The sequence below is a fragment of the Microbulbifer elongatus genome (assembly GCF_020524885.1).
In the GTDB taxonomy this organism is placed as follows: domain Bacteria; phylum Pseudomonadota; class Gammaproteobacteria; order Pseudomonadales; family Cellvibrionaceae; genus Microbulbifer; species Microbulbifer elongatus_A.
The window spans coordinates 19315-43954 of record NZ_JAIVKJ010000007.1; the positions used below are offsets into that span (position 1 = coordinate 19315).

Genomic DNA, 24640 nt, shown 5'->3' on the forward strand with positions numbered 1-24640 from the left:
GCGTATGACCGGTGGTGCCTGTGGTTGGAGTATAGAGAGTGATCGAAGTACACCTCGGTGATATCACTCGGTTGCACGTGGATGTAATCGTCAATGCAGCCAACCAGAGGCTACTCGGCGGCGGCGGTGTCGATGGTGCCATTCATCGCGCCGCCGGCCCGGAGTTGCTCGAAGCCTGCCGCCAGATTGGCGGTTGCCCGGTGGGCGAGGTTAGGGCCACACCGGGTTATCGCCTCCCGGTTAAGCGAATTTTTCACACTGTTGGCCCGGTCTGGCGCGGCGGTAACCTGGGCGAGCCGGAGTTACTGGCCAGTTGTTACCGCCAGTGTCTGGCTCTGGCCCGCCGCGAACACATCCACTCCATTGCGTTCCCTGCCATCAGTTGCGGTGTTTACGATTATCCCCCGGAACTCGCCGTCGAAATTGCCGTGGAGCAGGTTCAAAATCACCTGGACCGCGACGATGGACCTCGTCATGTCATATTTTGTTGTATCGATGAAGATATGGCCGAGCTGTATCGCATGCAGTTGGATGCGTGTGTAAGACGCTGATACAACTGAAAATGTAACCCGCTTTGCGACCGTCATCTGCGACTAACGGTTAAAGGTGACGGCACCTCTGTGACTATTTGGTCAAATCTGGTTCTGCTGTACCATTCCTGAAGCCATCCCAGTCCAATAACAATCAAGGCGAGGTAGACCATGCGCACAGCAGAGCAGTGGTTCAGCGAATATGGCGAGAGCCACCAGAATTCCACCAACAAGGCCATTCATTGGGTGGCGGTTCCGCTGATTTATTTAACAGTGGTGGGGCTTTTCTGGTCTATTCCCCAACCCGAATGGATGGCGGTCTTGCCCTGGCTCAATTGGGCCGTGGTCGCGCTGGTACCTGCAATCCTGTTTTATGTAGTGATGTCATTCCCGCTGGCGCTGGGGATGATTGCCCTGTCTCTGCTCTGCCTGGGTGCCTGTAGTGCGCTGGAGCGTGCCGGTTACAGTGTGCTCTGGTGGTCTGTGGGCGTGTTTGTGGTGATGTGGGTGTTCCAGTTTATCGGGCACCATATCGAGGGCAAGAAACCATCCTTCCTCAAAGATATCCAGTTCCTGCTGATCGGCCCGGCTTGGGTGATCGGCTTTTTGTATCGCAAGCTGGGAATTTCCTACTGAGCAAGTTCAGGAGGTAGCAGGGCGCTGCTACCTGTAAACGTTCTTGTGCCCGGGTTCAGTGGTGGGATGTCTGTTCGGGATCTCCCGCCGAACCTGTCTGTTCTTCTTTCTTTCCTCTGTGTATTTTTTCGCGAGCGCCCTGGACGATCTTGAAAAAGATCGGCACCAGTAGGGTGCCTGCGATACACGCCATAATGGTTCCGCCCATCACTGCGGTGCCGAGTGAAACCCGGCTTGCAGCACCGGCACCTGACGCGATGACCAGGGGAATGGTGCCCACCACAAACGAGAGGGTTGTCATGATCACTGGGCGGAAGCGCAATTTTGCCGCGGTTACTGTTGCCTCGTGTAGCGGCAACTTTTCCACTTCCCGTTGTGATTTACCAAATTCGACAATCAGGATTGCGGTCTTCGCAGCCAGTGCCACCAACAGCACCAGACCAATCTGACCGTACAGGCTGAGAGGCTCGCCGGCAATTATCAGTGCGCCAATGGCGCCGACAATGGCGATGGGTACCGACAGGATAATCGCGAACGGCGTCATGAAGGACTCATAAAGCGCGGCCAGGAACAGGAAGGTGAAGATCAGGGAGAGTACCAGGGCGATGGTGGAGGCGTTCCCGGCCTGGCGCTCCTCGTAGCTGGAATCGGACCAATCGAATTTGAAGCCGGCGGGCAGTGTTTCTATCGCCACCCGTTCGAGTGCGTTCATCGCATCGCCGGAGCTGTAACCTCCGGCGACATTCGGCCCGCCGCTAATTTTCGCTGCGTCATAGGTGTTGTAGCGTTTCAGGGTAACCGCGCCGAGTATCGGCTCGGTGCTGAGAATGGCGGGCAGCGGCACCGGCTCGCCTTTTTTGTTGGTGATATAGATTTTTTCCAAATCCCTTTCCTGCTGCCGGAATCGGGATTCAGCCTGCACCATGACCTTGAAGGTTTTGTTGTACAGATTGAAATCGTTGACATAGATGGCGCCGAGCTGGGTTTGCAGGGTGAGAAAGATATCGCTGATTTTTATCCCCAGCGTTTTCGCTTTCACACGGTCAATGTCCAGGCGGATCTGTGGCGAGCCAGCTTTGAAGATTGAGAAGGCGCGAGCGATTTCCGGTTGTTCGGTGGCCGCCGCGGAAAAGTCTTGAACTACCCGGAACAGTTCCTGGGCGCCCACACCTTGCGTATCTTCGAGCATAAAGGAGAAGCCGGCCATGGCACCGAGACCGGGAATTGCCGGCGCTCCGAATACCAGCACCTGAGCCTCGGGTAGCTGCGCGAACTGTGCTTGGTATTTCTTTTGCAAGGCCTGCTGCGATACCTCGGGTGATGTGCGCTCATCCCAGGGCTTCAGTTTTGCGATAACCATGCCGGCATTGGATTGCAGCATCACGTTCAGCAGGCTGAAGCCATTCACTGACAATACTTTGTCGATAGCCGGATCTTGCATCAATGCTTCGTTGATCTCATCGATCACCGCAGCCGTGCGCTCCAGGGCAGCGGCCTCGGGCAGTTGCACGTCAACCATGAAAAACCCTTTATCCTCATCGGGGATAAAGCTTTTGGGAACAGACTGGAACAACAGGAACAGGCAGACGAACAGGCCGGCAATAATGGCGAGGCTCAGTAAAATATGGCGGGCGAGCCAGTCCACAATTTTGAGGTAACCGCCGGCAATTTTCTCAAATCCCCAGTTGAAGCCGCGGATCACCGCGTTAGGCTTGTGATGCCCCTCTTTCAGTACGGTTGAGCACAAGGCCGGGCTCAGTGTCAGGGCATTGATCATGGAGATCAGTACAGAAACCGTAATTGTGGTGCCGAACTGACCGAACATGCGGCCGGTCATCCCCGGTAACAGCATGGTCGGTCCGAACACTGCAAGCAGGACCATAGATGTGGCGACAATGGGGCCCGATACCTCTTGCATGGCCTTGGCCGTGGCCGCGCGCTTGTCGAGACCTTCCTCGTGCATGATGCGCTCGACATCCTCAACCACGATGATGGCGTCATCGACCACTACCCCGATGGCGAGGATCAAGCCGAACAGCGTAACCGTATTGATGGTCATGCCCATGGCATAGAGGACGCCGAGTGTGCCGATGATGGATACCGGCACCGCCAGGGTCGGCACCAGCGCGGCGCGCACGTTACCCAGGAACAGGTAGGTGACGATAATCACCAGGATCACCGTCATGATCAGGGTCATGACGGTTTCTTCCAGTGAAACGGCAATAAACTCGGTGGTGTCGTGACCAATGACCGCTTCAACGCCTTCGGGAAAATATTGGGAGAGCTCCTCCACCTTGGCCTTGACGTTCCCGGCCACTTCCAGTGCATTGGCGTCCGACAATTTGTAAATGGCGAGCAAGACACCGGGCCCGTTATTGTATTCGCCGTACCCTTTGTAAATCTGGGCGCCGAGCTCCACCCGCGCGATATCCCTGACGCGGACCACACCGCCACTTTCATCGGCGCGCAGTACGATATCGCCGAATTCTTCCTCTGAGTTCAGGCGGCCTTTGGTGGTGAGTACGTACTGGAACTGGGTGGATTCGGGTGATGGCGGCGTGCCCAGCTGACCCACAGCGGCCTGGATGTTCTGCTCCCGTATCGAAGCGAGCACTTCCGGTACCGAGATTTCCAGGTTCGCCATCTTGACCGGGTCCAGCCAGATCCGCATACCGTAATCGAGCGGACCGATGATTTTCGCCTCACCAACTCCGGGTACGCGCGCAAGTTCGTTGAGCAGGTTGAGGGAGGCAAAGTTGGACAGAAAGACGCCGTCAAAGCGATCGTCCGGGGAGAAGAGGTTTACCACCATTAACATGTCGGAGGAGCGTTTGCGCACCTTGATGCCGCGCTTCAACACCTCCGGGGGGAGGGAGGGCTCTGCCAGTGCGACCCGGTTCTGCACGTCCACCTGCGCCATGTCGGCATCGGTATCCATGTCGAAGGTCATGAACAGGGTGTAGGTGCCGTCGCTGCCGGAGTTCGAGGTCATGTACACCATGCCTTCGGCGCCATTGACCTGCTCTTCGATGGGAATTGCGACGGCGTTTTTGACCGTCTCCGCATCCGCCCCCGGATAAACGGCGACCACCGAAATTTTCGGTGCAGCGATATCCGGATACTGGTCCACCGGCATTACGATCGCCGCAAGCGCGCCCATAAATGTGATCAGAATGGCAATCACAAACGCGAAGCGCGGACGCTTGATAAACAGGTGGGTAGGCTCACTCACAGATCACGGTCCCGAGTTACTTGCCGGTGTCGTGGGGGGTATATACATCCCCCGGCTGATTTCGCTGTCTCGCTTCCATCGTCGCCTTCTGGTACTCGCGGAACGCTTCGCGCTCTTTGCGCAGTTGCTCGCGCAGGGAATAGGGCGGGGGGCGCAGGTTTGGTGGCGCCGGGTCATCCAGTTGTTTGATGTCGACAGCGGTCATTTCCACTTCATCGCCCGGGCTGACTTTTTGCAGGCCTTCGACGAGCACACGGTCGCCCACCTTGAGTCCTTTCCGCACCGCCCAATTGGGCCCTATGCGCAGACCGACTTCGATATTTGCCCGTTTGACCTTTTTTTCATTGTCCAGCAGATAGACATAATGCCCCTGTTGATCCTGGGAGACGGCTTTCTGCGGAATGACGATGCGCACCACTTCCTCCAGCAGTTTGCCGCGCAGAGTGACATTTTCCTTGGGGAGCAGCAGACCGTCAGGATTGTGGAACAGGATGCGTGCAGCGACGGTGCCGCGAGTAGCCGCGGCGGTGGCATCCCAGGAAAAAAACTCTCCCTTGAATGGGTACACGGTACCCCCTGGTAACTCGATGTAGAGCTCCATATTCGGGATGGCGCGACCCTGCTGTTCCAGCTTCTCCACCGCCGCGTAAAACTCGTTGTAGGCTTTCTGGCCAATGTGGGCGAGGACATAGACCGGGTCTATTTTGACCAGCTGCGTAATCGGCACAGAATTGGGCAGGATGAAAAAGTCTCCCACAGCGTAATTGGGGTGGCCCGTGCGCCCGGAAAATGGCGCGTATATCGATGTATGGGAAAGGTCCTGCTTGGCCTGTCTCAGCGTGGTCTGGGCTGTGTTGAGCTGTGCCTCCGCCGCCTGCATATCGGATTTGGCGGTGTCGAAGTCTTTTGCCGAGATGTATCCCTGCGGACGCAGGTCCCGTGCACGCTCGAAGTTCGCCCGTGTTTCCTCGAAGTTAGACAGTGCTTCAGTGACCTGGGACTCAGCCGTGGCAACGGCCGTTTCAAAGGGATAGGGGTCCAGTCTTACGAGCTCTTCGCCCTGTTCGAAAAATTTACCCGGCTCGATGTTCTGGTACAGAATCCTCGAAGCGACAATGGGGAAAATCTGCGCCGTTTCCACTGCTTCCACCACCGCAGGTACTTCAAAACTCGGTCTGAAGCTCATGCGCTTGGCTTCGACAACCTCCACCTTTTTCGGCGGGGGTGTGGGTTTCGCCGCCTCCTTATCCCCGCAGCCAACGGACAACAGGCAGGCGGCGAATACAAGATTCCGCAAGCGGCACGTGTTACGTAAGGATTGGTACATCATTTCCCGCAACTTGAGTGAATAGATCTATCTCTATTTATCCTAGAAGGCGGGGACCGAACCGGTGGCGGGCAACGCGGCAGTTGGCGCGTTATTTATCCGTATTCAGCGGTTGTAGTGTACCGGTACCTCCAAAGTCTCCTTGACCTGCTCCATTACTACGTAGCTGGTGCACTCCTGAACCTCCGGCAGGGTCAGCAGTGTTTCTCCGTAAAATTTTCGGTAGGCCGTCATATCTGCGACTCGAGCCTTGATCAGGTAATCAAAACTGCCCGATACCAGATAGCACTCTTGTACTTCCGGAAGTTCAGAGACCGCACTGCGAAACGCCTCGAACGCGTCTTGCGCGGAACGATTGAGGCGGATCTGCACGAACACCACCAGAGCGGCATCCAGGAACTCGGGATTGATCAGCGTGGTGTAGCCCTGAATGACACCATCGGATTCCATTTTCTTGACCCGTTCTACGCAGGGGGTGGCGGTCAGGCCCACCTGGCGGGCCAGCTCGGCATAGCTGGTGCGGCCGTTCTTCTGCAGTACGCGAAGAATGTTGCGGTCGATGGTGCTGAGTTCGTTGGCGCGGCGTTTCATGGGCTCTGTTCACTCTCGGGCTGACTGGTGGATTCCACTACTTTGTTCTGGCGTTGGATACCTTTTGCGCAGTGGATACCCAGTGGAATCTGCGGCTTGACTTGGCTGTAGCGCAATTTTCGGTTCTGTTTGGCTAAAAAGCGTACTTTGCGCCAAATAACTAGTGGATTCCACTGATGATATCCAAAAATTTGTAAAGATCCACTTGAAAGAGGTGCTTATACTGCGGGAATCCAACAAAAGAAGACGCGTATTTGATTACGCGGATGCAGAGTACTAGGAGAAGACGTTATGTTGATCGGTGTTCCAAAAGAGATTAAAAACCACGAGTACCGCATCGGCCTGACTCCCGCCAGCGTTCGTGAGCTGGTTGGTCACGGCCATGAAGTAGTCGTGCAGAAAGACGGCGGTTCAGCCATCGGCTTTACCGACGAAATGTATGAACAGGCTGGCGCCAAGATCATCGATACCCCGGAAGAGATCTTTGCCACCGCGGACATGATCGTGAAGGTAAAAGAGCCTCAGCCGCACGAGTGCGAGATGCTGCGCCCGGGCCAGCTGCTGTACACCTACCTGCACCTGGCACCCGATCCCAAGCAGACCGAGCTGCTGGTTAAGTCTGGTGCCACCTGTATTGCTTACGAAACCGTAACCGACCGCGCAGGCGGCCTGCCGCTGCTGGCACCGATGTCTGAAGTTGCCGGTCGTATGTCCGTACAGTGCGGTGCGCACCACCTGGAAAAAGCTCAGGGCGGTCTCGGCGTACTGCTGGGCGGTGTACCCGGTGTAGCCCCGGCCAAAGTGCTGATTATCGGCGGTGGTGTAGTAGGTACCCAGGCGGCCAAGATGGCGCTGGGTATGGGTGCCGATGTGACCATCCTCGATCGCTCCCTGCCGCGCCTGCGTCAGCTGGACGATATCTTTGGTGGCGCTGTGCGCACCGAATACTCCACCAACGATGCCATCGAGAAGCACGCGCTGGAAGCTGACCTGGTTGTCGGTGCGGTGCTGATCCCGGGCGCTGCGGCACCGAAGCTGCTGACTCGTGACCATATCAGCCGTATGAAGAAAGGCGCTGTGGTTGTGGATGTGGCGATTGACCAGGGTGGTTGCTTCGAAACCTCCAAGGCCACTACCCACCAGGAGCCGACCTATGTTGTGGATGGCGTAGTGCACTACTGTGTTGCCAACATGCCGGGCGGTGTTGCTCGTACCTCCACCATGGCCCTGAACAACGCCACTCTGCCGTTTGCCGTTGCACTGGCCAACAAGGGTGCCAAGCAGGCACTGCTGGACGACGCCAACCTGCTGGAAGGCCTGAACGTACACGCCGGTATGGTGACCTACAAGGCGGTAGCGGATGTGCTGGGTTACGAGTACGTAGATCCGAAACTCGCCCTGCAGAAGTCTGCAGTGGACTCTGAAGTAGCCGCGTAAGGCTGCTTCAAAAGGACTGAACAGAAATTTCTCAGTTCTCTTCGGGGCGTCCCCACGCCCCGGCTCTGTGAGACCCGGCAGTGTCTTGACTGCCATTGTAGCCGCGCTTTTTGCGCGGCTTTTTTGTGCCAGTTTGCAAGGTATTGGAAAGGCTATCGGCCGGGGAACAGGCGACTGAGTAGAACCGGCAGGGCGGTTTCCACCCGCAGGATTCTCGGCCCCAGGTGTACGGACTCGAAGCCCGCATCCTGAAGCTTCTCGACTTCGTAGGGGATGAATCCACCTTCGGGACCTACTGCGAGGGCAGTCTGGCCGGAAATATCGATGGGGCAGGGGGTGTCGGTAACAGGATGGGCCACCAGCTTGCGGGAATTCGCGGTGATGCCCGGCAGCTCGTCTTCTACAAAGGGTTTGAAGCGTTTGCGCAAGTGGATTTCCGGCATGCCGGTATCCACTGCCTGTTCCAGGCCCAGCACACATTGTTCCCTGAGCTTGTCTGCGGCCAGCCAAGGGCTCTGCCAATAGGACTTTTCTACCCGATACGCATTGATGAGATACAGCCTTTTTACCCCGAGCGCGGTGGCATGCTGGATGGTGCGCTTGAGCATTTTCGGGCGGGGTAGGGCGAGGATCATGGTTAGGGGCAAAGCCGGCGGTGGCGCGCTGTGCAGTGATATCTCCAGCGCAATGTGGCGGTCACCGCGTTCGATCACCTTGCCATCGCCAATCTGCCCATCAATGAGCCCAACCTTCAATACATCGCCCACCTCCGCGCGATGGACTTCCGCAACATGCTGGAAGCGGCGTTCGCGCAGTACGGCAATGGCCGGGGCATGAGGTTCGGCGGTTGTGCCGGTTGTGGAAAAATCGCCGGGCTCGAGAAGAATCAGGTTCACGATGAGTTACTGCCTGGCAGAGGCGACGGCGCCCTTGCCAATACCTTCATAGGCGCGCACACGAATCTCGTGTCCGGGGTGGTCGGCGGCGAGCTGGTCGGCCATGTACTGTGCCAGCTGTTCCACTGTGGTATCGCAGTCGAGGATTTCACAGCGGTCGGCGGGAATCGTCAGGGTGAACTCACCCTGGCGGGCACTGTAGGCAAAGTGCAATTGCCGTCCTGCGTCTTTTTGCAGATCCTCGCGGGTGCCGAGATAGATGTCGGCCCAGCGCTCAGCCCACTGGGTTTCCAGTTGCGGGGAGCGTTCGCCATCAACGTCGATGCGGATACGCGAGCGGTGGCCGTGGGCAATCCGCTGGCAGTTGCCGTCGTGTTTTTTCAGGCCGTGGCTGTAGTGGTAGTAGGGGGTGTCGATTGCCTCACTGACAAAACCCAGTTGCAACTGGTCGACACTGGTTGGGAAAATTCCGTGGAGTTCCTCCACGCACCAACGGGCCACCGACTCCGGGGTGATGGATTCCACTGCTACCAGGGCGAAAGCCTGGGCCGGGCCGGTTACTGAAATGGTTTCGCCGCTATCCAGCTGCCAGTCCAGGCGGAGGCCGTCATCGCTCTCGGTCAATTTTAGCTGCGGCGCCAGGGTCGGTACCAGCAGGCGGTGATCCAGCTGGGTATCCAGCCAGTTGCGCAGGGTCTTTTTGACGATGCCGAAATCACACACCATCCCCTGTTCGTCCAGTGTGCCGTCGAGCGCCGCATTGGCCAGCCAGGTCTCGCCGACAATACCGCGGCTGCGGTGGAGATAGCTGAAATCCACGTTGGTGAGGCTGTCGACAAACAGATGCATAGGTTTACCGGGTAAAAAGTGGCTGACTGGGTGACTGAACAGCCCGGGTTCGGGCGCGGCACAGTATAGCTTTTTGCCGTGGCAAATTGGCGCCCTGGCTTGAGGATTTTCTCGGCGAATGCTGCCCGGCAAAAGCCCGGGCGGTAAAAGATTGGAAAATTGGGGCTGGAACCTGGCGCCTTGAGTCTCTATAATCGCGCCCTCTTCGAGTGCAGGCCAACCAGTTTGGTCGCGCTGGTACCTATGAGGTGCTAGCCTGAGTGCTCGAGCGTGATGGCGGCCCTTCCGGTCTCCTCGCAATGATCAGCTGTGAACCCCGCCAGGCCCGGAAGGGAGCAACGGTAGCAGTGACATCATGTGCCGAGGGTGTGCTGGTTGGGCTGCCTCCAGTTTCCTTCCTGGGCTGGTCCATACGCCTGCCTTTCCTGGCTCTCTACTCTTCACTTCCTCTTGATTCTCTGCCGACAAGCGCTGCATGTTTTCTGTGCATATTGGGCTTGCTGCGAATCTGTCGTTCTGCTTCTCTGGCGAAACTTTTCTCCAAAACATCGGTGAAACAGGGAATTTTGTGCCGATGTGTTGCAGTGGTTTGTCGCTCCGTCCCGGCGCGAGAAAGCCCTGTGCTATAAACCGCGACAGTAAAAGATTTTCTCTTCACCGAATACGGGCTTGCCCCAGCGGATAATTCGAAAAATCGATCAGAGGATGCCAATGAAAAAAATAGCCCTGGTTATCGCTGTTGCTGCAGTCGCGGCAGCGGGCTGCGATAGCGGAAATGACAAGCCAGCCTCGGACATGGTCGCACCGCCCTCGAGTGCAAAAGTTTCCTACGCAGCGAATACCACCGATGCGGGCACCGTGGCCCAGGCCAACGATGCCAGTAGTGACCTGGATGCGGAGGGCGCCAACGCTTTTCTAGACAGTGCCCAGGAGCGGCTGGCGACCATGGCAGAAGAAGTTAGCCACGCGAGCTGGCTTGCTTCTACCTATATCAATGTCGATTCCCAATTTACCGAGGCGCTGGCGGTCGAGCGCTACACCGCGCTGGCGGTGGAGCTTGCCCAGGAGGCTGCCAGGTTTGACGACGTCGAGCTGGATCCCGAGACCCGTCGCATGCTCACCATGCTGAAACAAGGGTTGGTGTTTCCCGCGCCCAATGATCCGAAGCTGACCGCCGAGCTGGCGCAGATCGGATCGAAGATGCAGGGTATGTATGGCGCTGGAAAATATTGCCCGGAGCAGAAAGCGGGCAGCGATGAAGAAGGCAAGTGCTACACCCTGACCGAAATGGGCCAGATGATGGCTAACAGCCGCGACCCCAACCTGCTCAAGGATTTGTGGGTAGGTTGGCGCAAGGTGTCGCCTCCCATGAAGCCCCTGTACGAGCGACAGGTCGAGATCGGCAATGCGGGTGCCAAGGAGCTGGGTTACGACAATCTCAGTGTCATGTGGCGCTCCAAATACGATATGCCTGCGGACGCCTTTGCCGCAGACATGGACCAGCAGTGGAGCAAGGTAAAGCCACTCTACGAAGCGCTGCACTGCCATGTGCGCGCGCGACTTAATGAACACTACGGGGATGACGTGGTGCCTGCGACAGGCAAAATTCCCGCGCATTTACTCGGCAATATGTGGGCGCAGGAGTGGGGCAATGTGTATGACATCGTGAAAGACGATGACATGGAAGCGCCCTACGATCTTACTCAGCTGGTGGTCGACTCCGGTATGAGTGAGAAAGACATGGTGAAGGTGGGGGAGAAATTCTTTACCTCCCTCGGTTTCAAGCCTCTGCCGGAAACCTTCTGGGAGCGCTCGCAGTTTGTGCAGCCCCGCGACCGGGACGTAGTTTGTCATGCCAGTGCCTGGAACCTGGATGGCAAAGACGATATCCGCATCAAGATGTGTATCAATAAAACAGGTGAAGACCTGATTACCGTGCACCACGAGTTGGGACACAACTTTTACCAGCGCATCTATAACCAGCAGCCTTTCCTGTATAAGGAGGGGGCCAACGACGGTTTCCACGAAGCAGTGGGCGATACCATTGCGCTTTCCATCACGCCAAAGTACCTGAAAGAAATCGGTCTGATGGATGAAATCCCCGGTGCCGATAAAGATATCGGTTACCTGATGCAGCAGGCGCTGGACAAGATTGCCTTCCTTCCCTTTGGGCTGTTGGTGGACAAGTGGCGCTGGCAGGTATTCAACGGCGAAGTGCAGCCGGGGGATTACAATAAAGCCTGGTGGAAACTGCGCGAAGACTATCAGGGCATTCAGGCGCCGGTAGCGCGCAGTGAGGCAAACTTTGATCCGGGCGCCAAGTACCATATCCCGGGTAATACGCCTTACGCGCGTTACTTCTTGGCGCGGATCCAGCAGTTCCAGTTCCACCGCGCCCTGTGTGAGGCGGCGGGCGAAACCGGTCCGCTGCACCGCTGCTCCATTTTCAAAAATGACGCAGCGGGCAAAAAACTGCGCAACATGCTCGCCATGGGCGCAAGCAAACCCTGGCCAGATGCCATGGAGGCGCTGACCGGTCAGCGCGAACTGGATGCCTCCGCGATTGTGGATTATTTCGAACCACTCATGGTTTATCTGCAGGAGCAAAACCAGGGTCGGGACTGCGGCTGGTAACAGTTGGCATTCTTACGATTGGCTGAGGCTATTGACCATATATTCACGCTCAATGGCCTTGAGGGTTTGAAACCGGATCTTTGACCATAGTATTGAAAGTGACTTGATGTGTATCAGGTGGTCGCGCAACTTTATGCGCCATCGTCTGCACTCAAATCCGGGGGGAGGGCATCCGGCCGTACATCGGCCGGTAAGATGCCAGCCTTCGATAAATGGACGATTAATGGAATAAACCCCAGCCAAAAAAAGAGGTTGCTAATGAGCAATATTGATATCGGTATTGGTGAAAAAGATCGCGAACAGGTTGCAAAGGGCTTGAAGCGTCTGCTCGCAGACTCCTACACCCTGTACCTGCAGACCCACAACTTCCACTGGAACGTTACCGGCCGTCTGTTCCGCGAGCTGCACCTGATGTTCGAGGAGCATTACACCGAGTTGGCTGTTGCGGTGGACGATATCGCCGAGCGAATTCGTACCCTGGATGTCGTTGCTCCGGGTACCTACAAGGCGTTTGCCGAGCTTAGCTCCATCAAGGAAGTTGAGGATGTCCCTGCGGCAGAGGAAATGGTGCGCATCCTGACCCAGGGGCACGAGCAGGTGGTGAAGACCTGTCGTGAAGTGCTCAAGGCGGCGCAGGACGCGGACGACGAATCCACCGCAGCGCTGGTGGGTGACCGCATGCGGGTGCACGAAAAGACGGCGTGGATGTTGCGCGCGACTGCTCAGTAAAGGTATCTGGAAAGTCACCTGACAATACGTTTCGCAAAACCGGCCATTGGCCGGTTTTGTCGTTTCTGGCCTTTGCAAATTTTAGTGGAAGGGACTTGCTGAAGAACCTGCGCATACCACTGCGGGAGCGCCCGCTAACCCGCGGTAGCGATTTGCTTGAATGCCGCCGCTGCGGCCGAAAGCCCCCCGCTGCTGCGGGTGAGAATACCGACTGGGTGCACCATCTCCGGTTCTTCCAGTGGCTTGCAGACAAGGCCGTAACTGCGCATCTGATCTTCACACAGGCTCGGCATGGCGCTGACGCCAAGACCGGATTGGACCAGCCTGCCGATGGTGCTCAGCTGGTTGGCTTCACACAGCAGGCGCGGCGATTGGTCCGCTGGAAGGCTCTGCGCGAAGGCACTGTCGGTCCAGCGTCGCACCGCCGACCCCCGGTTCATGGCGATAAATGGATCGCTGGCGAGATCGCGCCAGCGAACAGATGTTCTTTTTGAGTTTCGGTGCCCGGGTGGCAGTACCGCGATAAAGCGGTCACTGGCGATCGGGGTAAACGACAGGTTGCCCAGATCGTCCGGCCTGAAGCTGATCCCAAGCTCGGCGCGCCCCTCCTGAACGGCGTGCACTACGCGCTCCATCACTATGTCTTCCAGCACGATATTGATATCCGGGTGCCGCCGGTGAAAGGTCTCCAACAGGGGTGGCAACTGATTCAGGGCAAAGGCCGGAATGGCGGCAATGGAAAGTTGTCCCTGTTTCAGCCGGAACCGCTGCTGCACCGCATCGAGAGTGTTGTCCCAGTTGTGCAGTAGTTGCTGGGCGCGCTCCACAAACCGGCTGCCCTCCGGCGTCAGTGCTAGTTGCCGGCCATCACGGCTGAACAGGTCCCCGCCGAGGGACTCTTCCAGGCTGCGGATGGCGATGGATATGGCGGGCTGGGACACGTGCAGCTGTGCGCTTGCCTCGGCTAGACTGCGGGTGCGTGCGACGGCCACAAAGGCCCGCAACTGTTTGATGGTGGCGCTCACGGAATGCCCTGCCTTGTTTGCGAAGGGGTGCCGGTCCCGGGGTTACCGCACCGGTTAACTGTTAAGAAAAATTTAACATTTATAAATAAGTTTAAATTAGTCTTAACATTAAGACCAAGGCATGATTGTTCCCGCGGCGAGAGCGCGAATAATAGTCAGCCAGTATCGCGCCGTTGTGACTGCTGAACAGGGGGTCGTATTCCCGCCAGTAGACCTTCGTAAACCAATAAGAATCGCCATACTTGCTGGGTGAGTTCACCGGCAGGTCCGCAAAGCAATAATCTAGAGAGTTATTCGAGATGAGCAATCCCGTAGCGCCCCTTTGGCAGCCCAGTCCTGAAGCCGTAGCGGCCACGCAGATGGATCAATTCCGTCGCCGCGTGAATGACAACCACCAGCAATCACTGCCGGACTATGCGGCCCTGTACCAGTGGTCGGTGGATAACCGCGAGTCTTTCTGGAGCGAACTGTGGGACTTCGGCGAGGTGGCAGCCAGCGCACGCGGTGAGCGGGTGCTGGGCAAAGACACCATGCCGGGGGCCGAATGGTTTCCGGAGGCGAAGCTGAACTTCGCCGAAAACCTGCTGCGTTTCCGCGATGATCGCGTGGCACTGATCGAGCGTCTGGAAAATGGCGGTCGTCGCCAGCTCACCTATGCACAGCTGTTTGAGCAGGTGGAGCGCCTGGCGTCTGCGCTGGTCGGTGCGGGTATCGGCAAGGGAGACCGTGTGGCCGGTTTTATGCCGAACATTATGGACACGGTTGTGGCAATGCTGGCGACGACCAGCCTCGGTGCTATCTGGACTTCCTGCTCGCCGGATTTCGGTATCAATGGTGTGCTGGACCGCTTCGGCCAGGTAGAGCCGAAGGTGCTGTTTGCGTGCGAGGGCTATTTCTACAACGGCAAGACCATCGATTCCCTGCCGCGTCTGGCGCAGATCGTCGAGCAGATTGAGTCCATCCAGCAGCTGGTAGTGGTGCCGGTCGCCCGCAATGCCGTGCAGACAGCGGATGCCATCGCCGGCCTTGATCGCGCGACCACCCTTGGCGCCTTTACCGAAACCGCTCCAGCGCGCGCGCTGACGTTCGAGCAGACCGAATTCAATCATCCGCTGTATATCATGTACTCATCCGGTACCACCGGTGTGCCCAAGTGCATCGTGCACGGTGTGGGCGGCACGTTGTTGCAGCATATCAAGGAGCACCGGCTGCACACCGACATATCCCGCGACGACACCCTGTTCTACTTCACCACCTGTGGCTGGATGATGTGGAACTGGCTGGTGAGCGGGCTGGCCTGTGGTGCCACCCTGGTGCTCTATGACGGCTCTCCCTTCTATCCGGCGGCGCAATGCCTGTGGGATATGGCGGATGAGGAAAACATCAGTGTGTTCGGCACCAGTGCCAAATATATTGCCGCGCTGGAAAAGGCCGGCTGCAAGCCGCGCGAGAGCCACAAACTGGAGCGCTTGCGCGCGGTACTCTCCACCGGCTCCCCACTCGCCCATGAAGGGTTTCGATACGTTTACCGGGATATCAAATCCGATGTGTGCCTGTCGTCCATATCGGGCGGTACCGATATCGTTTCCTGCTTTGCCCTGGGCAATCCGACGCTCCCTGTATACCCGGGCGAGCTGCAGTGCCGTGGGCTAGGTATGGCGGTCGAGGTCTGGAATGACGATGGCAAGCCGGTATTGGAAGACAAGGGCGAGCTGGTGTGCGCCAGCTCCTTCCCCTGTATGCCGATCGGTTTCTGGAACGACCCGGACGGCAGCAAGTATCACGGGGCCTACTTCGACAACTGGCCCGGCGTATGGGCGCACGGGGACTACGCGGAAATCACCGAGCACGGCGGCGTAATTATCTACGGCCGTTCCGATGCGGTGCTGAATCCGGGCGGCGTGCGCATTGGCACCGCAGAAATCTACCGGCAGGTGGAAAAGGTCGAGGAAGTGCTAGACAGCATCTGTATCGGCCAGGAGTGGCGGGATGATGTGCGTGTAGTGTTGTTTGTTGTGCTGCGTGAAGGCGTGGCCCTGGACGACGAATTGATCCAGAAGATCCGCTCCACCATCCGTGCGAACACCACACCGCGCCATGTGCCGGCAAAGGTGATCCAGGTAGCGGACATCCCGCGTACCATCAGCGGCAAGATCGTGGAGTTGGCAGTGCGCAACGTGGTGCACGGCAAACCGGTCAAGAATCAGGAAGCGCTCGCTAACCCGGAAGCTCTGAAGTTATACGAAAACCTCGCGGAATTGGCCGGAGAGTAATCTCCATCATTTTCCACCTCTACACAGGTAACAGCGGTGCCGGGTTCAGGGGATACCTGACCCGGTAAACGGTTTGGGTAGCCAGTCTTACGGCCTTTGCCGGAGAGCTGGCTATCGCGCCAAATCAGGCCGCTTTCAGGTGCTGACCAGACTGGGCCTTTTCAAGACGCGCCTGCTCTTCATCCATCTTGCGCAGCGCCATGCGGGTAAAAAAACCGCCCATCACACACACAAATGCGATAATCCCCAGGCTCAGCAGGCCAGAAAAGCTGGTGAAAAGGTCGATCATTGCGTCCATGGTTGCCTCCGGGCTTAGTTGGCGCCGGGGATAGGTTCTTTCCGGCGACTTGTCTTTAACTGAGGCCAGTGTAAAGTGACGCCGATTGCCGGGCTTGATCCAGGTCAAGCTCGCGAGCGATTCTGCGCTAAGCTGTTGGTACCTGATTCCAGTGTCCATAAACCAATAAATTCACGGAAGATAAGCATGATTACCTACCTCTATTGGGCCGCCGTTATTGCTCTGGTTGTACTGGCCCTGTTTGCGGGCAGCCGTTTTGGCAGCCTGGGTAAAGGGGCCATTGTCGGAGCTGTCATCTTTCTGACTGGCTGGCTCGCCTACTACTTCCATTTCGAACAGGTTTTCGTCAAACGCTTCGGCGGCGTGATGCGTATCAGTGTGCCTGAAGGGCAGCGTCACCTGGGCTCTACCTGGAAGGACGATAACCTTTGGGTGGAAAACTACGACCCCGAAAGCAACGAGTGCATCTTCAGTGAGTACTCGAAAGGTAACCTGCTGGAAGGCCGGGTCATTATTCGCAACTGCAACCCGCTGATGGAACGTACCGGATCGGTTCCGGCGCGCTGAGGTCAGTGCGCCCTGGCCGACTGTGCCGACGCCGGCGGCGCACATATGTAAGACCGGTTAATGACCGGTAAAAGTACGCTGCTTCGCGCAACTTTTACTGGTATTCGGCGTCGCAGTGGTAGTAGTTGGCAAACGGAACTTTGTCTTGCGCGTTTCTTGTTTCGCTCCTCGAGCTTCGGTTTTTCCTTTCGCAACCCTGGTGTTGCTTGCATCTATGTTCCTGCTGGTACCGCAGCTTGGGTACGCGCTACCGTTTTTTGACAAGTTGCCCAAATTTAAGGTGCGAGTTTCCGAAAACCGGGAGCTGCAGGAATGGCTGAAAGATCAGCTGAACGAGCAACGTAAATCCAGCAGCGTACTCAAATCCTACGAGGATCCACTGGATGTGGCCCGCTATGAGCATGGCACCCTGGAAAAGTTGCTGCGCTCCCGCGGCTATTACGACGGCCGCGTGCGTCAGTCCGTCAGTGACGGTGAAATTCTTTACCGGGTGGTTCCCGGTCACCTCTACCGTATCAGCAGTCTTGAAATTCGCATGCCTCCGCGCCTCAGGGTGGGCTTTCCCGGTGTCGGACTGAGTGTCGGCGATCCGCTGGAAGCGAAGAAAGTGACCGAGGGCGTAAAACAGATCGAAACCTATCTGGCGGAAAACGCCTGCCTGCTAAATGTGGATGTGGACTACCAGGCGACGGTGATCCACAGCGAGCACGCCGCCAGGCTCGAGTACCGAGTGGCGCAGAGCCCGGAAGTACGCATCGGACAGATCTACGTGGAAGGCGTCACAACCATCGACGAAGAGTTTCTGCGCAAGCGCCTGAAGCTGAAGGAAGGCGACTGCTTCTCTCGCGGGAAGATGGACGCGGCCAAGTTGCGATTGCTGCGCACAAACCTGGTAGCCGGGGCCAATGCGGAGGTGTCCGAGCCCAACGCCGGCATCGTCGACATCACCTTTATAGTGACAGAGCGCAAGCACCGGACCGTTCGCCTGGGGGTGGGGTATTCTTCCGATGATGGTGGCGGTGCATCTGCGGGCTGGGAGCACCGCAATATTCTCGGCCGTGGTGAAAGAATCGAAGTTGAGACCCGGGCCTATGAGGTCACCCAATCAATCAAGGGCAAGCTACTGGTGCCGCGCTTTTTCCGTGACGACCAGGAATTCTCCGCAACCGCAGAGGCCGAGAATGAAGAGCGGGAGTCCTACGATGCCGAGTCCATTTCTGTCGGTGGCGCCATCTCCCGGCGGCATACCAAACACCGCACATTCAGTATCGGTAGTGAGCTCAAATTCAGCCAGGTACAGGAAGAAGGCGAGGAGAGCGAAAACTACAACCTGCTCTCGTTTCCGTTGGGGGTCAAGATCGACACGACGGACAACCTACTCGACGCAAAACGCGGTGCCACTGTTGCTCTGGAAGTAAAACCGTATTTCGATCTCAGAAGTAGTGGCACGCAATTTACCAAAAATACCCTGGTGATGACGGGTTATCACACCTTTGAAGAAACCAAGTTTGATCCCACACTGGCGTTGCGCATAAAGGCTGGAGTGATCTCCGGAGCCGACAACCTGGAAATCCCCGCAGATGAGCGTTTCTACGCGGGTGGCGGTGGTTCCGTGCGCGGCTACGCGTATCAGGCGCTGGGGCCGAGGCGACTCATCCCATCCACCGTTGTAGGAGAGCCTCCGGAATTGTCGGACCCTATTGGCGGCCGCAGTCTCAGTGAAATTTCCCTGGAGGGGCGCTTTCGCATTACCGAGTCCTGGGGCGGCGTGCTGTTTGTTGATGGCGGTAATGCCTATGCCGATGCGAAGCCCGGTTTTGATGATCTGTACTGGGGTGCCGGGGTTGGCGTGCGTTATATGACATCATTTGCGCCGCTGCGTTTTGATATCGGTTTTCCCCTGGATCGGCGTGAAGGGCTCGACGATAGCAGTTACCAGATCTACGTCAGCCTCGGGCAGGCATTCTGACCATGGCTGCCTCCACTGGGAAACAAACTGCCCGCAAGCGCTGGCTGCGTGCGCCGCGCCTGACTTTTATCGTTGCGACGCTGGTCGTTCCGCTACTGATGGCCATTTTTCTCGTCGGATCAGATACCGGCCGCGAGGCGATTACCCGAGGTGGCCTGGCCATTGCCCGACACTATTTGCCTGATCTTGAGATCACTGCGGACGGGTTGCGGAGTCCAGAACTGGGGCACTGGTATTTCGACTTGCTACAAGTGCGCTACAGAGAGCGTCCGATGGTTGAGGCGCGGCAGTTGACCCTGCGTCTCGATATGCAGCGCTTGTGGCGTAACCAGGTCCATATCCCGCAACTCAGTGCCCGGTCGCTCCTGTTCGACAACACTCTGCTCGGTGAGTATCTACAGGCCCATGTCAGTGAAGAGGAAGTGGAGGACGCCGCAGAAGAGCTGGACGACCCAACCATGCCGGCGATCTGGCTTGAGCGCCTCGCGCTGGAAAGGCTGACCATTATCGATGCCGCGCTGAAAGATTTCCCTGTTGTGTCCGTGAACGGCAACGGCAGCTACCGCTGGCCCGATCGCGAGTCCGCGTTGGCTCTGGAGGTTGCCGAAATAGCGGGCAAGGAACTGCGCCTGCAACTGGACGGCAACATGCAAAGCGATACGGTCTACGCGCTGTCGCTCTCTGCGAACGAAGATGCTGGGGGATTTCTGAGTCGCACACTGCAGCTGCCGGAAGGCGAGCGTCTCGACGCCGATGGCCGGTTCCTGCTTGAGCTTGCGGGAGAAAATCAGCTGAAGGTGACCGTGGAGCGCTTTTCGCTACCGCTGGTACATCATCGCTTTGGACTGAGTGGACATGCGGAGGTTGCGCTGTCGCCATGGTCTGTTGTCACCGATGATCTCTCGCTCACCGTCGACGAAACCCGCCACAGCGTGCGCGGCGCGATTGATGGCGAAGCCATGGATCTGCACGTAAGGCTGAACCGGTTGCCTGTCGCCATTTCCCAGCCCTGGCAGGATTACCTGCAGGGCGGCTGGCTGTCGGCCGATCTCGCCGTGAAAGGCCCCCTCAATCTGCCCAGTACTAACGGCACCCTGGAACTCAAGTCCAGCTACCAGCAACAACCGGTGCATCTCACCGGTAAAGTAGAAACCGTCAAAGACGTCATTCATATCCGCACCGGCCAACTTGCGTTTGTCGGCGCAGCGCTCGATGTCAGTGGCAGCGTGGATATTGGTGGTGAATCCATTGACCTGAAAGGGCTGATTGAACAACTCCCTTTGTCCGAGATCCGGCGGATTCTGGCGGCGTTAAAAGAAACCCGCGAGGTAGAGATTCCCGCGGAACTGGATGGCACCATTGAGCGGCTGCAGGTGACCGCGGTCGGCCCCTGGAATAATCCACAGCTGCGCGTGGAGCTGGCCAGTGCGGTGCAGTACGAGGAACTCGAGACATCACTGCAGGCGCGCGCCGCCGGCGACCTGAAGAAATTTGCCATCAGTGACCTGTTGCTGGAGGGCGAGGGCGTCCGCGTAAGCGGCAGCGGTGAGGTAAACCTCGAAGACGAGGCACTGCAGTTTCAGCTGGATGTGGCCGCACGGGGCTTGCAGCCCGCCGAGCAGTTCGACTTGCCCGTGGACCCGGGCACCAAGATCGACCTGGATGCGGTAGTTGCGGTCACCGGCCCCTTCGACAACCCGAAGATGTCTGCGCGCCTGTCATCGGACGGCCAGTATCGCGAGTATCGTTATCGACTGCGCGGCGGTGCGGCAGGCAATGCACAAGAGCTGACTTTTGACCGCTTGCGGCTGGATCTCTACTCCGCGGGCTCGGCACCGGCGGCTTATGACAGCAGCGACCAGTCCCTGCTGCCGGACCAGGTGACGGAGCCGGGAGAGGATTACCCCCTGCAGCAGTCCCGCGAGCAAGTCAGTGGTGCCGCTGCGCTGGCGGCGGATTCCGAGCAGGCGCGCCAGCGCGGACACGCATGGCTTGAACTCAATGGTGTCGTAGAGCCGAAAGCCCAGCGTATGAACGGGAGCGTTGCCGGCCGCAATATCCCCCTCGGGTTGGCGGAGCTGGCGGGCGTGGAGTTGCCGCCTTCCCTGCGCGGTGAACTCAGCCTTGACGGCCAGTTTGCCGGTCCATTTAGCGCCCCCGAGGCGAGCGCGAATATTCTGGGGCTGGGCGAGTTTCGTGGCGAGCCCTGGCATATTCAGGGCGATGTCAGTTACGGCAAGGCGCAGGTGGTGCTGTCGGAAGTGAAGCTGTTGTGGGCGGGGCGCAACCAGCTTACCGCTGACGGCAGCCTGAGTGAGCAGGCGCTGGACCTGGAAGTGCGTGGACGCGCGGTGCTGATGGACTTTGAGGAGTGGATTAACGCGGATATTGCCGACAGCGGTGAACTGTCTTTGTGGGCAACTGCCAAGGGAACCCCCAAAGACCCGGACCTGGCCGGGGAGCTAAAGATTGGCGGGCGCGCGCCGGCGCTGCGGGATGATGCACTGGTGCAGTCGCCGCTGACACTGCTGCTGGCCTGGCAGACCCGCGCCGGCAACCTGGACATGCGCCTGGATGCTAGCCACGGCAGCCGCAAGGCAGCCGATGCCGAAGCGAGCCTGGCGATTGCGCCGATCCTGGAGCAGTTGTTCCAGGAAAAGCCTGCGGGCGAGTCACCGCCATTACCTGTAGATTTGCGTGCCAATGGTCAGGCCGACCTTGCGGCGCTCGGTGCCTTTTTCGATCCGGAAATTCACACCATGCGCGGACAGCTGGATTTCAATTTCACCGCCGATGGCACCAGTGCGGCCCCAAACGCGCGCGGCAATATCAACCTGCGGGATGGTTACTATGAACATCGCCCCAGCAATACCCGCCTGCGCAGTATCGTGTTTGTAGCGGAGCTGAGCCCGGAGGCCTGGCGCATTGTGGAAGCGAGCGCGCGCGACGCCGACCGCGGTCGCGTGGAGTTGCAGGGGGCGATGACCTTCAGTGCCCCCGAGCCCCCCGCGCTCAACTTCTCCCTTACCGCACGCAATGCCCATCTGCTCAATATGCCCGGCGCCAAGGGTGCGTTTAGCGGTGAAATGCGCCTGTCCGGTACTACGCAAGACGCACTGTTGGCGGGGACCATCAACCTGCGGCCACTTGCGGTACAGGTGGAGCATTTTATTGGCAGCAGCGTGCCGGAAATTGATGTGATCGAAGTGGAGGTCTACGGCGGCGAGCGCGAGCAGGGATCGGCGCTGATGGAAAACATCGAACTGGCGCTGGCGGTGGTACTGGATAAGCAATCCTACGTGCGCGGCCTGGGGCTCGACTCCCAGCTCAAGGGCAAGGTGGATATTGCCGGCACGGCCGCTGACCCGCAGGCATCGGGCAAGCTGACCATCGTGCGCGGTAAGTTTGATTTGCTCGGCAAGAAGTTTGAGCTGAAGGAGGGGGAAGTACAGTTTGAAAACAATGTCGCCGCCATCTACGTGAAGGGAGTACACACCTATGCAGACGGCGAGATTACCGCCGAAATTTCCGGCACCACCGATGACCCCAAAATCGAATTCAGTTCCAACCCGGCGGCGGCGCAGGATGAAATTTTTGCCCAGCTGCTGTTCGGCAAGTCCCTCACCGATATCTCACCACTACAGGCCGTGCGCCTCGTCGGTGTTGTGCGCACCTTGCAGACCGGCAGCACCGGGTTTGATCCCCTCGCCAGTACTCGGGATCTGGTCGGCCTGGATACCCTGGATTTCGAGTCCGAGGCCACCGAGAGCGGGGAGGATCAGTACTCCCTGAGCCTCGGCAAATATATTACCAGCCGCATCTATCTGGAGCTTCAGCGCAGTACCGACCCGCTGAACCCCTGGCAGGCGGAGATGCAAATCGAACTGCGCAAAAACCTGCGCCTGGATATCAAATCGTCCGATGACAACGAAAGCGGTGCCGGAAGTGTGGAGCTGCAGTGGAAGAAGGATTACTGAACAACTATAAAAATTGGATCTAATTAAAAACGATGGGAGAAAACGAAATGGAATATTCAATCGTTGTATTGGCCGCTGGATACTCTCATCGTTTTGGCAGTGATAAACGTCTCGCCAGTATTCAGGGTGAGCCGATGTTATTGCGCACCCTGCAAACGGCACTGGAAGCCGCATCGGCACTGGAAGATACGGAAATTCAGGTAGTTTTACGCGCCCGTGACCCGGTGATTGCCAACGGCCTCAAAAAAATGCCCGTGCAGGTATTGCACGCGCCCGTTTGGCCGGTAGGCATCGGCACCAGCCTCGCATTTGCGGTGGAAACCCTGCAGCGTTCCGGTGCCAACCCCAAGGCGGTGCTGGTGTGTATGGGGGATATGCCGTTCGTCGAGCCGGAAACACTGGTGTCAATTCTGCAGGCGGCCCGCGAAGATCGCATTCATGTGCCGGTATGTGCCGGTACCCGCGGTTATCCCATCGCCATTGGCCGCAAGTATCTTTCCGCACTGTCCCGCCTGCGCAATACCGGTATGGAAAAGGTATTGCGTATTTTCGCCGATGCCGTAGTGGATATTGAAGTGAGCGACCCCGCAATCAACTGCGATATCAACCGCCCGGACGATTTCCACGCAGCAGTGCGGCAGGATCTGTTCGGTAAAATTTTTGCATCTCCCGATAAAGTCGCGGGTGAGCCGCTTCCATCGCCGCTGGAATAACAAAGTAGGCTTCCGTGGCCACCGCAAAGAACTCCGCAGGAGATTGCGCTCCATAGGTATCCAGTACGGATGTTTTCTGGGGCGAAGGTGTCTGGCTTTCTCCACTCTCTGTTGTTTCCGCATCGGCGTGTAGCGCGTGCAGCCGTTGGCGCAGTTCAGCAAATGCCTCGCGCATCACTGGTGCCCAGTTTTTTCCGTCCTCGCCGCGCGCAAAAGGCGGGCGTCCGTCCACATGGCCGTCCTCCTCATCGAGCTTGTGTGCAAACTCGTGGATCGCGACATTATGCCCCTGTTCGGGGTACATCAGCCCTTTTTGAATATCGTCCCAAGACAGCACAACAGGCCCGCGGTAGTGCGCCTCACCGGCGCGAGCGCTCAGGTGTGTGGACTGTACATGGCCTTGATGGCGCGTCTCTTCCGCCACATAGGCATCCGGGTACAGCAAAACTGTGCGCAGATCCGGGTAACAGTTATTGTCGCGTTCCAGCAGCAGCAGGCAAGCGTGAGCAGCGATTACCACACGCATCTCTTCGGTCACTCGTAGGCCATTACATCCCACAAATTCCTTGTCGCGCAGGAACAGGCTGGTGTTCTGCTGCAGTTCCTGTTGTCTGTCCGGCGGCAGTAGTGGGTAGAGGGCCAGCCGACGGTGCAGGATCGCTTCCTGTTGCTTGCTCAATGGACGAGAGCGCAGATAACGCCGCCTGACTCGTTGCCAGGCGATGGGGATCACCCACACCAATACCGCAAGAACGATAATCGCCAGAAAAGCTTCCAATACCCTGCCTCTGTCCAACTGTTGTAATCATCTTCGGCGATTAGTGTATCGCACGGACGGGCAATATTGACCTCTGGTGTTATTCTGCGACCATATTCGCCGTTCGGAGGCTGGCGCCAGCGCAGGTTTCGCGAAAGAAAAGCAAAAAGTAAGAATGAATAAGGCAAGGGTGTCAGGGG

Annotated in this window: 18 protein-coding genes and 1 other RNA gene; 11 read left to right on the plus strand and 8 right to left on the minus strand. The window is 57.8% G+C overall.

What is annotated here, in order from left to right; all coding sequences use genetic code 11:
- Positions 1-38: 38 nt before the first annotated feature.
- Entirely contained in the window at positions 39-551 is a 513-nt protein-coding gene (locus LC059_RS17200; RefSeq protein WP_226705107.1) for an O-acetyl-ADP-ribose deacetylase, read from the plus strand.
- Between the two features lie 150 nt (positions 552-701).
- Positions 702-1166 carry a DUF962 domain-containing protein gene (locus tag LC059_RS17205; RefSeq protein WP_226705108.1) on the plus strand — a complete coding sequence of 155 codons (465 nt, stop codon included), beginning with the start codon at positions 702-704 and terminating at the stop codon, positions 1164-1166.
- 55 nt (positions 1167-1221) lie between these two features.
- On the opposite strand, the gene LC059_RS17210 is transcribed toward LC059_RS17205, so the two are convergent.
- The 3 genes from LC059_RS17210 to LC059_RS17220 all read right to left on the minus strand — a co-directional run bounded on the left by LC059_RS17210 (position 1222) and on the right by LC059_RS17220 (position 6316).
- Complete coding sequence (locus LC059_RS17210; protein ID WP_226705109.1) at positions 1222-4398, minus strand: efflux RND transporter permease subunit; 3177 nt, start codon at positions 4396-4398, stop codon at positions 1222-1224.
- Positions 4399-4414: 16 nt separating this feature from the next.
- A complete protein-coding gene (locus LC059_RS17215) occupies positions 4415-5728 on the minus strand; it encodes an efflux RND transporter periplasmic adaptor subunit (protein ID WP_226705110.1) in 1314 nt (437 codons plus the stop codon).
- Between the two features lie 102 nt (positions 5729-5830).
- The gene (locus tag LC059_RS17220; protein WP_226705111.1) at positions 5831-6316 is read right to left on the minus strand and encodes an Lrp/AsnC ligand binding domain-containing protein; all 486 of its coding nucleotides are present in this window, start codon (positions 6314-6316) and stop codon (positions 5831-5833) included.
- Between the two features lie 291 nt (positions 6317-6607).
- On the opposite strand from LC059_RS17220, the gene ald reads away from it, so the two are divergent.
- On the plus strand, positions 6608-7753 hold the full coding sequence (ald, locus tag LC059_RS17225) for an alanine dehydrogenase (protein ID WP_226705112.1): 1146 nt from the start codon (positions 6608-6610) through the stop codon (positions 7751-7753).
- Positions 7754-7905: 152 nt separating this feature from the next.
- Here the strand turns inward: ald and LC059_RS17230 are convergent, their stop codons facing one another.
- Together LC059_RS17230 and LC059_RS17235 are read right to left on the minus strand one after the other, a co-directional pair.
- Positions 7906-8649, minus strand: coding sequence for a 16S rRNA (uracil(1498)-N(3))-methyltransferase (locus LC059_RS17230; protein ID WP_226705113.1), 744 nt, complete (start codon positions 8647-8649; stop codon positions 7906-7908).
- Positions 8650-8655: 6 nt separating this feature from the next.
- Positions 8656-9498 carry a 6-carboxytetrahydropterin synthase gene (locus LC059_RS17235; RefSeq protein ID WP_226705114.1) on the minus strand — a complete coding sequence of 281 codons (843 nt, stop codon included), beginning with the start codon at positions 9496-9498 and terminating at the stop codon, positions 8656-8658.
- 283 nt (positions 9499-9781) lie between these two features.
- Here LC059_RS17235 and ffs point away from each other — a divergent pair.
- The 3 genes from ffs to LC059_RS17250 all read left to right on the plus strand — a co-directional run bounded on the left by ffs (position 9782) and on the right by LC059_RS17250 (position 12861).
- Positions 9782-9878: signal recognition particle sRNA small type (gene ffs, locus LC059_RS17240), an RNA gene on the plus strand.
- Between the two features lie 331 nt (positions 9879-10209).
- Positions 10210-12132, plus strand: a complete 1923-nt coding sequence (locus LC059_RS17245) for a M2 family metallopeptidase (RefSeq protein WP_226705115.1) — start codon at positions 10210-10212, stop codon at positions 12130-12132.
- Between the two features lie 258 nt (positions 12133-12390).
- The gene (locus tag LC059_RS17250; protein WP_226705116.1) at positions 12391-12861 is read left to right on the plus strand and encodes a Dps family protein; all 471 of its coding nucleotides are present in this window, start codon (positions 12391-12393) and stop codon (positions 12859-12861) included.
- A gap of 134 nt (positions 12862-12995) precedes the next feature.
- On the opposite strand, the gene LC059_RS17255 is transcribed toward LC059_RS17250, so the two are convergent.
- Positions 12996-13886: a LysR family transcriptional regulator gene (locus LC059_RS17255; protein WP_226705117.1), complete on the minus strand. Its 891-nt coding sequence runs from the start codon at positions 13884-13886 to the stop codon at positions 12996-12998.
- 299 nt (positions 13887-14185) lie between these two features.
- Between LC059_RS17255 and LC059_RS17260 the strand changes: the two genes are divergently transcribed.
- On the plus strand, positions 14186-16159 hold the full coding sequence (locus LC059_RS17260) for an acetoacetate--CoA ligase (RefSeq protein WP_226705118.1): 1974 nt from the start codon (positions 14186-14188) through the stop codon (positions 16157-16159).
- Positions 16160-16283: 124 nt separating this feature from the next.
- On the opposite strand, the gene LC059_RS17265 is transcribed toward LC059_RS17260, so the two are convergent.
- The gene (locus LC059_RS17265; protein ID WP_226705119.1) at positions 16284-16457 is read right to left on the minus strand and encodes a DUF3149 domain-containing protein; all 174 of its coding nucleotides are present in this window, start codon (positions 16455-16457) and stop codon (positions 16284-16286) included.
- A gap of 186 nt (positions 16458-16643) precedes the next feature.
- On the opposite strand from LC059_RS17265, the gene LC059_RS17270 reads away from it, so the two are divergent.
- The 4 genes from LC059_RS17270 (at position 16644) to LC059_RS17285 (ending at position 23683) form a co-directional block, all read left to right on the plus strand.
- On the plus strand, positions 16644-17024 hold the full coding sequence (locus LC059_RS17270; RefSeq protein WP_226705120.1) for a hypothetical protein: 381 nt from the start codon (positions 16644-16646) through the stop codon (positions 17022-17024).
- Between the two features lie 199 nt (positions 17025-17223).
- Positions 17224-18993 carry an autotransporter assembly complex protein TamA gene (locus tag LC059_RS17275; RefSeq protein ID WP_226705121.1) on the plus strand — a complete coding sequence of 590 codons (1770 nt, stop codon included), beginning with the start codon at positions 17224-17226 and terminating at the stop codon, positions 18991-18993.
- Between the two features lie 2 nt (positions 18994-18995).
- On the plus strand, positions 18996-22970 hold the full coding sequence (locus LC059_RS17280; protein ID WP_226705122.1) for a translocation/assembly module TamB domain-containing protein: 3975 nt from the start codon (positions 18996-18998) through the stop codon (positions 22968-22970).
- 47 nt (positions 22971-23017) lie between these two features.
- The gene (locus tag LC059_RS17285) at positions 23018-23683 is read left to right on the plus strand and encodes an NTP transferase domain-containing protein (protein ID WP_226705123.1); all 666 of its coding nucleotides are present in this window, start codon (positions 23018-23020) and stop codon (positions 23681-23683) included.
- Here the strand turns inward: LC059_RS17285 and LC059_RS17290 are convergent.
- Positions 23574-24461: a zinc-dependent peptidase gene (locus LC059_RS17290; protein WP_226705124.1), complete on the minus strand. Its 888-nt coding sequence runs from the start codon at positions 24459-24461 to the stop codon at positions 23574-23576. The genes LC059_RS17285 and LC059_RS17290 overlap by 110 nt on opposite strands.
- Positions 24462-24640 lie beyond the last annotated feature (179 nt).